This is a genomic window from Pseudomonas allokribbensis, assembly GCF_014863605.1.
GTDB classification, from domain to species: domain Bacteria; phylum Pseudomonadota; class Gammaproteobacteria; order Pseudomonadales; family Pseudomonadaceae; genus Aquipseudomonas; species Aquipseudomonas allokribbensis.
The window spans coordinates 4,025,752-4,041,258 of record NZ_CP062252.1 but is presented as its reverse complement, the minus strand read 5'-3'; the positions used below and the strand labels follow the sequence as shown (position 1 = coordinate 4,041,258).

Sequence of the window (15,507 nt, the reverse complement as noted above, 5' to 3'; positions counted from 1 at the left end):
GAGGTGAGACAAGGAGGCGGGTGGCGATCCTAAACCAGAAAAATGCCCGGGTGTGTGAAGAATCGTTCTCGGCTGTCGCCCCTTGCCCAGAGCGGATGCTAGTCTTCAACAACGTTGTCTTCAGGGAGCCCTCATGGGCAATCACAAGATCGAAATCCGCCGCACCAATGTCGACAAGATCCTGCTGGCGGCGGAAAAGGTATTCGCCGAAAAAGGCTTCGGTGGCACCGCCATGGCCGACATCGCCGCCGAAGTGCAATTGCCGCGTTCCAACCTGCATTACTACTTCTCGACCAAGAGCGAGCTGTACAGCGCGGTGCTGTTCGACCTGCTGGAAGTGTGGAAGCAGGACGCCCTGTGCTTCGAGATGTTCGATGATCCGCGGGTGGTGCTCAGCAGCTACATCCGCGCCAAGATGAACCACTCGCGCAGCCGGCCTTACGGCTCGAAAGTCTGGGCCAACGAAATCATCCACGGCGCGCCGACCCTGGGTGAGGCGCTGGATGTCAGCCTGTACGACTGGGCGAAGATGAAAGAGGCGAAGATCCGGCAGTGGGTGGAAGACAAGCGGATTCTGCCGGTGGAACCGTCGAGCCTGCTGTACATGATCTGGGCGTCGACCCAGCACTATGCCGACTTCGATCACCAGGTGAACATTCTGAATGAGCATCAGCCGTTGTCGGACATGCAGTTCGAGCGGGCGGTGCAGACGGTGACGAGTGTGATTTTGCGGGGGATCGGGTTGGAGCCTTGATCGATCGTTCCCACGCATCGACGTGGGAACGATCTGTGACTCAGGCACTTACATGGTAGGGATTCCTCGGATCATGATTCCAGTCCAGAAACGGCTTGCCCGTCTCCATCGGCACCATCTCGATGCAATCCGCCACCGGGCAGGTGATCTGACACAGATTGCACCCCACACACTCATCATCGATCACTTCATATGTGTGCGTGCCATCGGCCTGTTTCAGGCTGCTGATTGCCTGGTGTGATGTGTCTTCGCAGGCAATGTGGCAGCGCCCGCAACCGATGCACGCTTCCTGATCGATCTTCGCGATGACCTGATAGTTGATGTCCAGGTACTTCCAGTCGGTCGTATTGCCCACCGCACGCCCGGAAAACTCGGCGAGGCTGGCGTAGCCCTGACTGTCCATCCACCGCGACAAGCCATCCTTCATTTCATCGACAATCCGGAAACCGTGGAGCATCGCCGCCGTGCACACCTGCACCGCACCGCTGCCCAGTGCAATGAACTCCGCCGCATCGCGCCAACTGCCGATACCACCGATGCCACAGATCGGCAGGCCTTGAGTCTGTGGATCACGGGCGATTTCCGCGACCATGTTCAGTGCAATCGGTTTGACCGCCGAGCCGCAATAACCGCCGTGGGTGCTTTTGCTGCCGACGGTGGGCAGGGCGACCATGTGTTCGAGGTCGACGCTGGTGATCGAGTTGATGGTGTTGATCAGCGACACCGCATCGGCGCCGCCCCGGTGTGCGGCGCGGGCGGCGACGCGGATGTCGGTGATGTTCGGTGTGAGTTTGACGATCACCGGCAGCGAGCAATAGGTCTTGCACCAGCGCGTGACCTGCTCGACGTACTCCGGCACCTGACCGACTGCCGCGCCCATCCCGCGTTCGGGCATGCCGTGGGGGCAACCGAAGTTCAGCTCGATGCCGTCGGCGCCGGTGGCTTCCACCAGCGGCAGGATGTTTTTCCACGACTCTTCGACGCAGGGCACCATCAGTGACACGATCAACGCGCGATCCGGCCAGTCTTTTTTAACCTGGGTGATTTCCCGCAGGTTGATTTCCAGCGAGCGGTCGGTGATCAGTTCGATGTTGTTGATGCCCAGCACTTCGCGGTTGGCGCCGTAATGCGCCGAGTAACGCGAAGAGACGTTGACCGCCGCCGGGTCTTCACCCAGGGTTTTCCAGACCACGCCGCCCCAGCCGGCCTCGAAGGCGCGCACCACGTTGTAGGCCTTGTCGGTCGGCGGCGCGGAGGCCAGCCAGAACGGGTTGGGGGCTTTGATACCGGCGAAGACAATCGAGAGATCGGCCATTTACGCAGCCTCCACGTTGAGCATCAGTTGAGCGTTGATCGCCTCGGCGGCGCGCTTGCCGTGTTGCACCGCTTGCACGGTCAGGTCCTGATCGAGGCTGGTGCAGTCGCCGCCGGCGTACACGCCGGGGATGCTGGTACGCAGGTTTTCATCGACCTGAATCCGTTCGCCCTGACGCTTGAGTTCGCGGGCCAGTGGGTCGGCGAGGGCGCTGCCGTCGAAGGCTTGGCCGATGGCTTTGAAGATCGCATCGGCGGCCAGCTCGAACGTCTCGCCAGTGGTTTGCAGGCGACCTTCCACCAGATGCGTACGGGCGAAGCGCATGCCGCGCACCTTGCCTTGAGCATCGAGCAGCACTTCGTCTGGTTGCGCCCAGGTCAGCAGCCGCACCTGATTGGCCTTGGCGATGTCCTGCTCGTGGCCGGTGGCGCCCATGTCCGCCGCGGCACGGCGATAGACCAGGTTGACGTCGCTGGCGCCGAGGCGGGCCATTTGCACGGCCATGTCGATGGCGGTGTTGCCGGCGCCGAGGACGATGCAGTGTTCAGCCAGCGGCAGTTGCGACAGGTCATCGGCCTGGCGCAGTTCGCGGATGTAGTCGGTGGCAGCGAGCAGGCCGGGCGCGTCTTCGTGGGCCAGGCCGAGTTGCTTGCTGGCGTTCAGGCCGAGGCCGAGGAACACCGCGTCGAACTGCTGATGCAGCTCGCTCAAGGTCAGGTTATCGCCGAGTTTCTGGCCGTGACGGATTTCGATGCCGCCGATTTGCAGGAGGAAATCCAGTTCCTTCTGCGCGTAGTCGTCGACCAGTTTGTATTTGGCGATTCCGTATTCGTTGAGCCCGCCAGCCTTCTCCCGCGCTTCGAAAATCACCACGTCATGACCGTGCATGGCGCTGCGATGCGCACAGGACAGACCCGCCGGGCCGGCACCGACCACCGCAATGCGTTTACCTGTGGCGGCGGCGCGCTGGAACGGGTGCTCGGTGAAGTGCGCGTTGTCCACGGCGTAGCGTTGCAGCAGGCCGATCAGCACCGGCGCGCATTCGTGGGCGTTGTTGCGCACGCAGGCTTGCTGGCAGAGGATCTCGGTCGGACAGACCCGCGCGCAACTGCCGCCGAGGATGTTCGCCGAGAGGATTTTCTGCGCGGCACCCGGTACGTTGTCCTGATGGATATTGCGGATGAACGACGGGATGTCGATCTCGCTCGGGCACGCATTCACGCACGGCGCGTCGTAGCAATACAGGCAGCGCGAAGCTTCCAGATGCGCCTGACGGTCGTTGAGCGGCGGTGCCAGATCAGTGAAATGGCCGGCGAGGGCGGCCGCACTTTCGTGCGGGTGCGGGAGATGATTCAGGGTCTCGATCACGGTTTTTTGCCTCACGGTTATTTGAGGTTTTCTGCCTCTGTCGGGCAGTGGTTTTTTGTTGTCGATCGTTCCCACGCTCTGCGTGGGAATGCCTCAAGGGACGCTCCGCGTCCAGTGACGCGGAGCGTCACGGGCTGCATTCCCACGCAGAGCGTGGGAACGATCATCGGTAATCAGGGAATCAGGGAATCAGCGTTTGACGGCCACAGGTCTGTGCAACTCAGCCCGCTTGCTCAACAAGTCAAACACCGCCGGATACGCCGGCCGTTCGATATACCGGCCTGCCCCGCGCTCGGCGCGCAGGTCGCCGTCGGCCCAGACCACCCGGCCCTGGCTGACGGTATGGCTCGGTACACCGGTCACGGTCTTGCCTTCGAAGATGTTGAAGTCCACCTGCTGATGGTGGGTCTTGGCGGAGATGGTGCGGGTGCCTTGCGGATCCCACAGCACCAGGTCGGCATCCGCACCGACGCGGATCGCGCCCTTGCGCGGATAGAGATTGAAGATTTTCGCGGTGTTGGTGGAGGTGAGGGCGACGAAGTCCTGCATCGACAACCGTCCCGAGTTCACCCCTTCATCCCACAACACCGCCATGCGGTCTTCGATGCCGGCGGTGCCGTTGGGGATCTTGCTGAAGTCGTCGCGGCCGGCGGCTTTCTGCTCGGCGCAGAAGCAGCAATGATCGGTGGCGGTGGTGTGCAGATTGCCGCTCTGCAAGCCATGCCACAGCGCCTCCTGATGCCCGCGCGGGCGGAACGGCGGGCTCATCACGTAACCGGCGGCGGTCTGCCAGTCCGGGTGCTGGTAGACGCTGTCGTCCAGCAGCAGATGCCCGGCCAGCACTTCGCCGTAGACCGGTTGACCCTTGCTGCGGGCGTAGGTGATTTCGTCGAGGGCCTCCTGGGTCGAGACGTGTACCAGGTACAGCGGCGTGCCGATGGTTTCAGCGATGCGGATCGCCCGGCTCGCGGCTTCACCTTCGACCTGCGAGGGCCGCGACAGCGGGTGCGCTTCCGGCCCGGTGATGCCCTGGGCCATCAACTTGCGCTGCAGGTGATAGACCAGCTCGCCGTTTTCCGCGTGCACGGTCGGCACGGCGCCGAGTTCCAGGCAGCGCTCGAAACTCGCCACCAGCGTGTCGTCGGCGGCCATGATCGCGTTCTTGTAGGCCATGAAATGCTTGAAGCTGTTGATTCCGTGATGGCTGACCAGTTCAGCCATTTCCTCGCGGACCTGCTCGCTCCACCAGGTGATCGCGACGTGGAAACCGTAGTCGGAGGCGGACTTCTCCGCCCAGCCACGCCACTGATGAAACGCTTCGAGCAGCGACTGCTGCGGATTGGGAATCACGAAATCGATGATCGAGGTGGTGCCACCGGCCAGGCCTGCGGCGGTGCCGCTGTAGAAGTCTTCGCTGGCCACGGTGCCCATGAACGGGAGTTGCATGTGAGTGTGTGGATCGATGCCGCCGGGCATCAGGTATTGACCGCTGCCGTCGAGCACTTCGGCGCCGGCGGGAATATCCAGGTTTTCACCAATGGCTTTGATCACGCCGTCAGCGCAATAGACATCGGCGCGGTAACTTTCATCATGGGTAACAACGGTGGCGCCACGGATCAACAGAGACATTCCGAGTTCCTCGCAGGCATGACCGACTTGTGCCGGTTCTAGATGTTTTATTGTTTGCAGCGCCAATGCGTAATCTTGTCAGCGCTGTCAGGAATAGACGCTAGTCGCAGTTTTACAATTGAGCAAGAATATTTTTTATAAGCTTATATCTGTTTTAAGTGACTGATAAATAACGATAAAAACACAAAATCACCAAAATGGTGAGGTGCTTCACCATTTTGACGCACTTGACAGGTTGGAAATATGAGCAAGATTTCCTATGTGAAATCAGCCGCTTGAAGTTGAGCTGCGGTTGATCGCCCACGACGAAAAAAAGTGCAGTGCACCAGATTGAGTCCTGACAGTTCGGACAACTTGCCTGGCATTTAGCCTGAGTGTTCAGTCAAGTTTTCCCGGCCTCATAAGGTGAATAATTAAAACTGATAAACATCAGTCAGTTACACAAAGTTGAAAGCACGGCCCTAGCGCCAAGCGGTTCCCCCGGCACGTTTATTGATGCCGCCGCTGACACCATGGCCGGTGCAAGAAAGTTGTCAGTTCCTCCGGCCATCGTCCGGCTTGCACCCGCGTGTGCAGCCGCCTGATGAGCAAAAAAATAATCAGAAGAACAGTGGAGCGGCCATGCAACAGAACAGATCACAAGTGATCGAGCGCGACGGCTTGTTCGAGCTCGAAGCCGGCAGCGACGTCCTCGACAGTCCCCGTTACAACCACGACATGGCACCGACCAAGGTGCGCGAACGAACCTGGAACAAATGGCACATCACCGCGCTGTGGATCGGCATGTCGATCTGCGTGCCGACCTACACCCTCGGCGGGGTGCTCACCGCGTACTTTGGCCTGACCGTTGGCGAGGCATTGCTGGCAATTCTGTTTGCCAACGTCATCGTCCTGATTCCTCTCACGCTCAACGCGTTTCCCGGCACCAAGTACGGGATTCCGTTTCCCGTACTGCTGCGTTCGTCGTTCGGGATTCTCGGCTCCAACGTGCCGTGCCTGATCCGGGCGCTGGTGGCGTGCGGCTGGTTCGGCATCCAGACCATGTTCGGCGGGCTGGCGATTCACCTGTTTCTCGGCTCGGTGTTTGAGGGCTGGAAATCCCTCGGCGGGACGGGGGAGGTGATCGGTTTCATGATTTTCTGGGCGCTGAACCTGTGGGTGGTGATTCGGGGAGCCGAGTCGATCAAGTGGCTGGAAACCCTGTCGGCACCGTTGCTGGTGGCGGTCGGCATCGGGTTGCTGGTGTGGGCCATGCCCAATGTGTCGATGACTGAACTGCTGGCGATTCCGCCGAAGCGTCCCGAAGGTGCGAGCGTGGTCAGTTACTTCGCCGCCGGGCTGACAGCGATGGTCGGTTTCTGGGCCACCCTTTCGCTGAACATTCCCGATTTCAGCCGATATGCCCGCAGCCAGAAGGATCAGATCCTCGGGCAGATTTTCGGCCTGCCGCTGACCATGTTCCTGTTCGCCGCACTGGGCGTGGTGATGACCGCCGCGTCGGTGAAACTGGTGGGTGTCAGCGTCTCCGATCCGGTGACCCTGATCGGCCATATCCAGAGCCCGGTGTGGGTCGCGGTGGCCATGGCGCTGATCATCATCGCCACGCTGTCGACCAACACCGCCGCCAACATCGTCTCGCCAACCAACGACTTCCAGAACATCGCCCCCAAGGTGATCAACCGTACCAAAGCGGTGATCCTCACCGGGTTCGTCGGCCTGGCGCTGATGGGCCATGAACTGCTGAAAAAACTCGGATGGATTGTCTCCGATGTCAGCCTGGAAACCGTGTATTCGAACTGGCTGCTGGGCTATTCCAGCCTGCTCGGGCCGATCGCCGGGATCATGGTGGTGGACTATTTCCTGATCAAGAAACAGCAACTGGACCTGGCCGGCCTGTACCGCGACGACGTGTACCCGGCGTGGAACTGGGCCGGGTTCATCGCGTTCGGCGTGCCGGTGGTGCTGACCCTGCTGTCGCTGGGCAGCAGCGCATTCAGCTGGTTTTACAGCTACGGATGGTTCACCGGCTCGGCGCTGGGCGGGTTGATCTATTACGGGTTGTGCGCGATGCGGACCAGCCCGGTGGTCGTCAAATCGCCGTTGTAATTCCCATAAGAACTGCCTGAGGAGATCCCCATGAACGCAGCCGTAGACGTTCTGCAATCGACCCATCAGCACATCAACCGCGATCGCTTGTGGGCGTCGCTCATGGAACTCGCCAAACTCGGCGCCACGGTCAAGGGCGGGGTCTGTCGCCTGGCCCTGACGGACCTCGACCGCCAGGCCCGCGACCTGTTCGTGCAGTGGTGCAAGGACGCTGGTTGCAGCGTCACGGTCGATGAAGTCGGCAACATCTTCGCCCGCCGCCCCGGCCGCAACCCGAACCTGCCCCCGGTGATGACCGGCAGCCACATTGACACCCAGCCCACCGGCGGCAAGTTCGACGGCTGCTTCGGCGTGCTGGCCGGGGTCGAGGTGCTGCGCACCCTCAATGACCTGGGCGTGGAAACCGAGGCGCCGCTGGAAGTGGTGGTCTGGACCAACGAAGAAGGCTCGCGCTTCGCCCCGTGCATGATGGGCTCCGGCGTGTTCGCGGAAAAATTCACCCTCGAAGAAATCCTGGCCAAGGTCGATGCCGACGGCGTAACCGTCGGTGAAGCACTGAACGCCATCGGCTACGCCGGGCCGCGCAAGGTCAGCGGGCACAAGGTCGGCGCCTATTTCGAAGCACACATCGAACAAGGACCAATCCTTGAAGACGAACAGAAAACCATCGGCGTAGTACTCGGCGCGCTGGGCCAGAAGTGGTTCGACCTGAAACTGCGCGGCGTCGAAGCCCACGCCGGCCCGACCCCGATGCACCTGCGCAAGGATGCTCTGGTCGGCGCTTCGGTGATCGTCGGCGCGGTCAATCGCGCGGCCCTCGGCCACCAACCCCACGCCTGCGGCACGGTCGGTTGCCTGCAAGCCTATCCAGGCTCGCGCAACGTCATTCCCGGCGAAGTGCGCATGACCCTCGACTTCCGGCATCTGGAACCGGCACGTCTCGACTCGATGATCAGCGAGGTGAAACAAGTCATCGAAGCGACCTGCGAAGAACACGGCCTGACCTATGAACTGACCCCGACTGCCGACTTCCCGCCGCTGTACTTCGAAAAAGGCTGCGTTGAAGCCGTGCGTGGCGCCGCCAAAGGTCTGGGCCTGTCGCACATGGACATCGTCAGCGGCGCCGGACACGACGCAATCTTCCTCGCCGAACTCGGCCCGGCCGGGATGATCTTCGTGCCGTGCGAAGGCGGCATCAGCCACAACGAAATCGAAAACGCCGCGCCGGACGATCTGGCGGCCGGCTGTGCAGTGTTGCTGCGGGCGATGCTGGCGGCTTCGGCGGCGGTGGCGGGAGGACAGCGCGCCGCCTGACTTGAAACTGTCATCTGTACGTGCGACGTTGCCGCCCCTGAAAGGGAAGCCAGGGACGCGCAATGTCGCCCATCAAAGTCATCACCTCAGGCTCGGCGTATCTGGACATCGACGCCTACGCCTGCTGCATCGCCTACGCAGAACTGCTCAACCTGCAAGGCATTCCTGCCCGCGCCGTCAGCAGCGCAAAACCCAACGCCAGCGTTTCGAACACCGTGCTCGGCTGGGGCGCGGTGCTGCACGATTACCGCCCGACCTCCAACGATGAGTTCATTCTGGTCGACGTCTCCGATTACCACCATTTCGACCCGATGGTCGCGCTCGATCGGGTGGTGGAAGTCATCGACCATCATCCGGGCTTCGAAGACCATTGGGCACAGACACTCGGATCTGCCGCCGACATTCGCATGATCGGCGCGGCGGCAACTCAGGTTTTCCAACGTTGGGAAACGGCAGGTTTGATTTCGAAGATCAGCGAGCAAAGCGCCGCGCTGCTGGCCACGGCGATTCTGGACAACACGCTGAATTTCACCGGGCAAATGACCACAACCGCGGACATCGATGCCTACGCCGAACTCGCGCCACACGGGAAACTCACGGCGGACTGGCCCGGGCAATACTTCCTCGAATGTCAGGCGGCCATCGAATCAGACATGTCGGCTGCATTGGCCGCCGATCTCAAACGCATGAAACCCGAAAGCCGGTTGCCTGAGGTTTTTGCGCAGATGACCGTATGGGATGCCGACGCGCTGATCGAGAAGTATCGCAGCGAGATTTGCCGCTGGATGGACGGGCAGGGTGATGACTGGTTGCTGAACGTCATCTGCATCAGTCAACGCAAAAGTTGTTTGCTGGCCGAACCCGTGGTCAGCCAGCAGAAGTTGAGTCGTTTGCTGCCGATGGAATGGCAGGCTGGGTTGGCGTTTCTAAAACCCTCGATCTTGCGCAAGGAACTACTGAGCCTGGGGCTGAACGCAAACTCAGGCGGGTGAAGTGATTACCCGGGATTGTCGGTTTTACTCGCCGCGCCTTTTCGTCGTTCAACGCCATTCGGGTTGCCAACGTCCAGCAATCGTCTTTCCACCAGCACATTCTCAAGCGCCTGGCGTTCGGCTGGCGCCATCTGGTGTTCGCGCTTTTTCAGCTCCAGCAGGATGGGGCTGGACCAGGTGCGATAGGTCTGTTCGATGAGGCGGTTGGATGTCATCAGTCTCTCCTTGATCAAGAGCCCGGTGTAGCTGGCAGGGGCTCAATCCGATGAGGTACTAACGTTAGTCGAGAAAGCCGAAAGTCGCGAACGCCGCCGGTGGGAGCTGACGAGACCAATCGTCGCACCGCCGCAGACGTCCGGGCCGAGCCATTCGTGTTTCGCGTCGGCTATGACGACCCGCAGCTGCGCAATGAATTGCTGATCCACGAGCCGATCCATGTGGTGATGCCGGCGGATCACCCGTTGGCCCGGCGCGACGTATCGGGCGGACGATGCCTCGCCGGTACTCAAGCTGTTTCTGGATACGCTGCGCGAACTGGTCGATCACACATCGCGATAATCAGGGACAAAGTTGCCCGGCACGATCACAACGGCCTGCGGTCGTAAACTTCACATGCGTGCATTTGTGGAGAGCCAATGAGCCGGGACGTCCTGACCACCGAAACCAATCGCCGTCAGTTGCAGCAGATCATTGCCGGCCTGTCTGACGGGGTGATTCTGCTGGAACTCGACCAGACGATTCTCTGGGCCAACGAGGCGGCGCTGGCGATGCATGGCGTCAGTCGCATCGGCGAGTTGGGCATCAACGCCGGGGAATACGTCGAGCGTTTCAATCTGCGTTATCGCAACAACCATACACTGACGCTGGAGCAGTACCCGATCAGCCGTGTAGCCGCCGGCGAAGCCTTCAGCGACGTGCTGGTCGAAGTCACCCCGCGCAGCGATGAGGAGCGCACCTGGGTGCACAGCGTGCGCAGCATGGTATTGACCGACCGCGACGGCGAGACCGAGTCGTTGGTGCTGATCATGAGCGACGTCACCGATTGGGCCAACGCCGAGCAGCGCTTCGAAAAAACCTTCAATGCCAACCCGGCTCCGGCAGTGATCTGCCGCCTCAGCGATCTGCGTTACATCAAGGTCAATCCGGGGTTCCTGGAAATGACCGGCTACACCCGCGATCAGGTGATCGGCGCCTCGACCTATGAACTGGATATTCTCGAACAGGCCGAGCGCAAGGACCTGGCGATCCAGCGCCTGCGCGATGTCGCGACCATTCCGCAGATGCAGGCTGAATTGCGTCTGCCGGACGGTGGCAGCAAGCAGGTGATCGTGGCGGGGCAGCCGCTGGTGCTCAATGACGAGGACTGCATGCTGTTTTCGTTCGTCGACATGGAGCCTCGGCACAAGGCCGAAGTTGCCTTGCGCCAAAGTGAAGAGCGGTTCGCCAAGGCCTTTCGCCTGACCCCGGTGCCGATCCTGATTTGCAGTGCCGACGAGCAGCGGCTGATCGACGTCAATCAGGCCTTTCTCGATACCCTGGCTTACGAGAGCGACGACGTGCTCGGCAAGACCGTCGCACAACTGGAATTCATCGATGAACCGGCGGAACGCGCCCGGTTGCTGGCGGCGCTGGAGAAGACCGGTCGGGTCGATCGCGTCGATATGCGGATCCGCAAGAAAGACGCCGAATTGCTGGAGTGCGCGGTGTCCGCCGACACCGTCAACATTCAGGACACGGTGTGCTATCTGCTGGTGCTGATGGACATCACCGAGCGCAAGCGCACCGAGCTTGAGCTGGTGGCGGCGATTGAAGAGGTGATGAAGGATGCTTCGTGGTTCAGTCGTACGCTGATCGAAAAACTGGCGAATGTGAAGAAGGTCAATTCGCCGCAACTGCCGAGCGTGTCGTTCACCGATCTCACCGCCCGCGAGCGCGATGTGCTGGGGCTGATCTGTGAGGGGTTGGCGGACAAGGAGATTGCTGCGCGCTTGAAACTGGCGCCGAACACGGTGCGCAATCATGTGGCGACGGTGTATTCGAAGCTCGATGTGCACAGTCGCAGTGAGGCGATTGTCTGGGCTCGGGAGCGTGGGTTGTTTTCGGGGAGCAGCAGAGGGCAGCGGTAAGGTGCAAATGCACTAGTTCATGGGGTGCAAATTCGGGTGTTTGATCGGGCGGGGTGTTCTTAGTCTGGTGAGGTGCGATGCATTTTTTTGGTGATCGTGTCTCTTTGGAACCTGCTAATGGATCAGCCCTTTATGAATGTGTTGTTTTTCGTTGAGTCTCGTTGTGCGGAGCTGGCGCGATGATTTATCTGGCGCAGTTGCGGGCTCGGCTTGAGCGCAGTTTTTCGCCGTTGGCTTGTGAGTGTGTGGTGGATGGGGATCACTCCCTTACGGTGAAGTTGTATGAGCCGGTTTCGGGGCGGGTGGATCTGGTGATCAGTGGGTTGAGTCTGGATGCGTTGCGCACGGATGAGGCGGTGGATGGTTTGGTTGATGAGTTGCGGTATGAGCTTGAGAGTAATTCTTTGCGGTCGCCGGGGTGAACTTGGCGGCCTTTGGGCCGACCATGTTCTGGGGTAGTTTGGGTGAATATCCGTTGCTGCGGTAACGGCTTCTTAGGGTTCCGCCCTTACGGCGGGTCACCTTTTCCAAACGCCTCAAAAGTAACCAAAAAGTCTTTACCCTGACGTTCGGCCCTCGCTGTGGCTCGGGTTCCTTCGCTCCGGGATTGATCCGGGGGCATCGCCTACGGTTTGCTTCGCTGCACCTCCTCTCGATGCATGCGGCTGCGCCGCACGGTCGCTGCGCTCCCACCCCCGGATCAATCCCTCCACTCAGCCTGCCGACGGGCCCTGCGATCAAAAGCGGTACTCGAGCTAACGCTCATCGTGTTGAGTGGTGAGGAGCGCGAAGCCGACTTGTGTGCTCTTTGATCGTTCCCACGCTCCGCGTGGGAATGCAGCCCGGGACGCTCTGCGTCCCAATCTGACATTCACCTGTTGGCACTGGCTTGTCAGTGGTGGCGACGGATCAGTCGACTCGTTCAATTGATAGCTACTCATCCCAAAAATCGACAGCAAATCCCACCAGTTCAAGCCATTTCACTGGCACTCGCAGCCCACTGGTCTATAAGGAATGAGTGGTTCGGTTTCCATAACCGGGCATTTGTACGCTCGGCGACGGGAGTTTGTCTTCCATTCATCGCGGGTCATCCTATGAACAATCCTGGGAAACGCGTGTGTTCTTCGCTGTTGTCGGCTTTCGGTCTGGTGCTGCTCAGCGGTTGCGCCAGTCCTCCACCCCCTCCGCCGGCCGCGCCGCCTCCGCCACCGGAGCGTACCTGTCAGGTGATTGAAAATACCGAGGTCGCCGGTGATGCGTATGCCGACGGTCAAGTGACTCGACACATCTCAACGACCCGTTGCGTCACTCAATAGCCCGGGCGCCTGTGAAGGCGCGGGTCGAGTGGATTGTGCTGGTGGCCGATCTCGTCGGCACGGCGGTGTTTGCGGTTGAAGGCGCGATTGCGGCGATGCGCAGTCAGCTCGATCTGCTCGGGGTGATGGTGATTGCCTTTATCGTCGCACTCGGCGGCGGGGTGACCCGTGATCTGTTGATCGGCGCTACACCACCCAAGGCTGTGGCTGACTGGCGTTATCCGGCGCTGGCGTTTGCCATGGGTGGGGTGGCGTTTGTTTTTCATGAACTGGTGCTGGGCTGGTCCGGTTCGACCTTGATCGTGCTGGACGCTGCGGGGTTGGCGCTGTTTGCCGTGGCCGGGGCGCAGAAAGCGTTGAATTTCGGGATCTCGCCGTTTGTGTCCATGCTGATGGGCACGATTACCGGCGTCGGTGGCGGGGTGCTGCGTGACATCGTGCTGGCGCGGGTGCCGGTGGTGTTGCAGGCGGATTTGTATGCCAGTTCGGCGTTTGTCGGCGCAGCGGTGTTGATCATCGGGCGCAGGCTGGGGGTTCCGCCAGTGGCTGCGGCGTTGCTGGCGGGGGCGGCGTGTTTGTTGTTGCGGTTGTTGTCGGTGCATTTCGGCTGGCAGTTGCCGAAGGTTCTGGAGGCATGAAAAAGGCAGCCCTTGGGCTGCCTTTTCTTTTGCGTCAGCGGCGGATCAGGACAGGAAACCACCGTCCACGTTCAGCGAAACGCCGGTGGTGTAGCTCGAGGCATCACTTGCCAGGTACAGCACGGCGCCGGCCATTTCGCTCGGGTCGGCTACGCGCTTGAGCGGGATCTGCGTCAGGGCCTGTTTCAGGATCGCGTCGTTCTTCACCAGGGCCGAGGCGAATTTGGTGTCGGTCAGGCCCGGCAGCAGGGCGTTGCAGCGGATGCCGAACTGCGCGCATTCCTTGGCGAAGACTTTGGTCATGTTGATCACGGCGGCTTTGGTCACCGAGTAGATGCCCTGGAAGATCCCCGGCGAAATGCCGTTGATCGACGCCACATTGATGATGCTGCCGCCACCGTTTTCGCGCATCAGCTTGCCGGCTTCCACCGACATGAAGAAGTAGCCGCGGATGTTCACGTCGACGGTTTTCTGGAAGGCGCCGAGGTCGGTGTCCAGCACGTTGCAGAACTGTGGGTTGGTCGCGGCGTTGTTGACCAGAATGTCGAGGCGCCCGAACTGTTCCTTGATCCCGGCGAAGACCTGGCTGATCTGTTCCATTTCGCCGATGTGGCAGGCGACCGCTGTGGCCTTGCCGCCGGCGGCGATGATGGCGTCGGCCACGTGTTGGCAGCCTTCGAGTTTGCGGCTCGAAACGATCACATGGGCGCCTTGCTGGGCCAGCAGTTTGGCGATGGCTTCACCGATGCCACGGCTGGCGCCGGAGACGAAAGCGATCTTGCCGTCGAGGTCGAACAACTGAGTCTTGGACATGGGATTCCCTTGTAGTAAGCCTTGTTATAACGCCGTCATCAGAGGCTGGATTTGGCAATGACCTGCAGGCTCATGTGCTCCAGCAGTTTGTTCATGTGAATGAACTGTGCGAAGCGTTTGTCCTGGGTCTGGCCATGGAAGAAGCGGTAGTAGATCTGCTGCACGATGCCGGCCAGGCGGAACAGGCCGTAGGTGTAGTAGAAGTCGAAATTGTCGATCTGGATGCCCGAACGCTCGGCGTAGTAGTCGACGAATTCGCGGCGGGTCAGCATGCCCGGGGCGTGGCTTGGCTGGCGGCGCATCAGTTGCACCGGCGCCGGGTCGTCGGCCTGGATCCAGTAGGCGAGGGTGTTGCCCAGGTCCATCAGTGGATCGCCGAGGGTGGTCAGTTCCCAGTCGAGTACGCCGATGATCTGCATCGGGTTGTTCGGGTCGAGGATGACGTTGTCGAAGCGGTAGTCGTTGTGCACGATGCTTGAGGTCGGGTGATCGGCCGGCATCTTGTCGTTGAGCCAGGCTTTGACCTTTTCCCAGTGCGGTGCGTCCGGGGTCAGGGCTTTTTCGTAGCGTTCGCTCCAGCCTTTGATCTGGCGGGCGACGTAGCCTTCAGGCTTGCCGAGATCGCCCAGGCCACAGGCGTTGTAATCGACCCGGTGCAGCTCGACGAAACGGTCGATGAAGCTCTTGCACAGGGCTTCGGTTTTCGCCGAATCCAGGCCCAGTTCCGGTGGCAGGTCCGAGCGCAGGATGATCCCCTTGACCCGTTCCATCACGTAGAACTCGGCGCCGATCACCGATTCGTCGGTGCAGTGCACGTAGGCTTTCGGGCAATACGGGAAGCCGTCGCGCAACTGGTTGAGGATGCGAAATTCGCGGCCCATGTCGTGGGCGGACTTGGCTTTGTGGCCGAACGGCGGACGGCGCAGGACGAATTCCTGATCCGGGTATTCCAGCAGGTAGGTCAGGTTCGACGCACCGCCGGGAAACTGGCTGATCTGCGGCGTGCCGGTCAGGCCCGGAATGTGCGCCTTGAGGTACGGATCGATCAGGCTGGCATCGAGTTCTTCGCCAGAGCGGATACGGGTGGACTGGTCAGTAAGCGCCATGCTTATCCCTTCTGCTTATTTTGGAGGCCA

The 15,507-nt window shown here is 60.7% G+C and carries 13 protein-coding genes; 7 read left to right on the top strand and 6 right to left on the bottom strand.

Annotation, left to right across the window (positions count from 1 at the left end; translation table 11 throughout):
- Positions 1 to 133: 133 nt before the first annotated feature.
- Complete coding sequence (locus tag IF199_RS18350; protein ID WP_007952885.1) at positions 134 to 754, top strand: TetR/AcrR family transcriptional regulator; 621 nt, start codon at positions 134 to 136, stop codon at positions 752 to 754.
- Positions 755 to 794: 40 nt separating this feature from the next.
- Here IF199_RS18350 and preA read toward each other — a convergent pair whose 3' ends face one another.
- The 3 genes from preA to hydA all read right to left on the bottom strand — a co-directional run bounded on the left by preA (position 795) and on the right by hydA (position 5,066).
- Complete coding sequence (gene preA / locus IF199_RS18345; protein ID WP_192558323.1) at positions 795 to 2,069, bottom strand: NAD-dependent dihydropyrimidine dehydrogenase subunit PreA; 1,275 nt, start codon at positions 2,067 to 2,069, stop codon at positions 795 to 797.
- A complete protein-coding gene (locus IF199_RS18340) occupies positions 2,070 to 3,437 on the bottom strand; it encodes an NAD(P)-dependent oxidoreductase (protein ID WP_192558322.1) in 1,368 nt (455 codons plus the stop codon).
- Positions 3,438 to 3,626: 189 nt separating this feature from the next.
- Positions 3,627 to 5,066 carry a dihydropyrimidinase gene (gene hydA / locus IF199_RS18335; protein ID WP_192558321.1) on the bottom strand — a complete coding sequence of 480 codons (1,440 nt, stop codon included), beginning with the start codon at positions 5,064 to 5,066 and terminating at the stop codon, positions 3,627 to 3,629.
- A gap of 621 nt (positions 5,067 to 5,687) precedes the next feature.
- Here hydA and IF199_RS18330 point away from each other — a divergent pair.
- The 3 genes from IF199_RS18330 to IF199_RS18320 all read left to right on the top strand — a co-directional run bounded on the left by IF199_RS18330 (position 5,688) and on the right by IF199_RS18320 (position 9,478).
- A complete protein-coding gene (locus tag IF199_RS18330; RefSeq protein WP_096822542.1) occupies positions 5,688 to 7,172 on the top strand; it encodes an NCS1 family nucleobase:cation symporter-1 in 1,485 nt (494 codons plus the stop codon).
- Between the two features lie 30 nt (positions 7,173 to 7,202).
- Positions 7,203 to 8,486 (top strand): Zn-dependent hydrolase, encoded by a 1,284-nt coding sequence (locus tag IF199_RS18325; protein ID WP_192558320.1) that lies wholly within the window; start codon positions 7,203 to 7,205, stop codon positions 8,484 to 8,486.
- A 71-nt stretch (positions 8,487 to 8,557) separates the two neighbouring features.
- Positions 8,558 to 9,478, top strand: a complete 921-nt coding sequence (locus tag IF199_RS18320; protein WP_192560976.1) for a DHH family phosphoesterase — start codon at positions 8,558 to 8,560, stop codon at positions 9,476 to 9,478.
- A 5-nt stretch (positions 9,479 to 9,483) separates the two neighbouring features.
- Here the strand turns inward: IF199_RS18320 and IF199_RS18315 are convergent, their stop codons facing one another.
- Positions 9,484 to 9,693 (bottom strand): hypothetical protein, encoded by a 210-nt coding sequence (locus tag IF199_RS18315; RefSeq protein WP_096822539.1) that lies wholly within the window; start codon positions 9,691 to 9,693, stop codon positions 9,484 to 9,486.
- 420 nt (positions 9,694 to 10,113) lie between these two features.
- Here IF199_RS18315 and IF199_RS18310 point away from each other — a divergent pair, with 420 nt between their 5' ends.
- The 3 genes from IF199_RS18310 (at position 10,114) to IF199_RS18300 (ending at position 13,558) form a co-directional block, all read left to right on the top strand.
- Positions 10,114 to 11,604 (top strand): helix-turn-helix transcriptional regulator, encoded by a 1,491-nt coding sequence (locus IF199_RS18310; RefSeq protein WP_192558319.1) that lies wholly within the window; start codon positions 10,114 to 10,116, stop codon positions 11,602 to 11,604.
- Between the two features lie 179 nt (positions 11,605 to 11,783).
- A complete protein-coding gene (locus tag IF199_RS18305) occupies positions 11,784 to 12,026 on the top strand; it encodes a DUF1652 domain-containing protein (protein ID WP_192558318.1) in 243 nt (80 codons plus the stop codon).
- 935 nt (positions 12,027 to 12,961) lie between these two features.
- Complete coding sequence (locus IF199_RS18300; protein ID WP_244142401.1) at positions 12,962 to 13,558, top strand: trimeric intracellular cation channel family protein; 597 nt, start codon at positions 12,962 to 12,964, stop codon at positions 13,556 to 13,558.
- A 45-nt stretch (positions 13,559 to 13,603) separates the two neighbouring features.
- Here the strand turns inward: IF199_RS18300 and IF199_RS18295 are convergent, their stop codons facing one another.
- Positions 13,604 to 14,371, bottom strand: a complete 768-nt coding sequence (locus tag IF199_RS18295) for an SDR family oxidoreductase (RefSeq protein ID WP_085687598.1) — start codon at positions 14,369 to 14,371, stop codon at positions 13,604 to 13,606.
- 38 nt (positions 14,372 to 14,409) lie between these two features.
- Positions 14,410 to 15,477: a phosphotransferase family protein gene (locus IF199_RS18290; RefSeq protein ID WP_102622091.1), complete on the bottom strand. Its 1,068-nt coding sequence runs from the start codon at positions 15,475 to 15,477 to the stop codon at positions 14,410 to 14,412.
- Between the last annotated feature and the right edge of the window lie 30 nt (positions 15,478 to 15,507).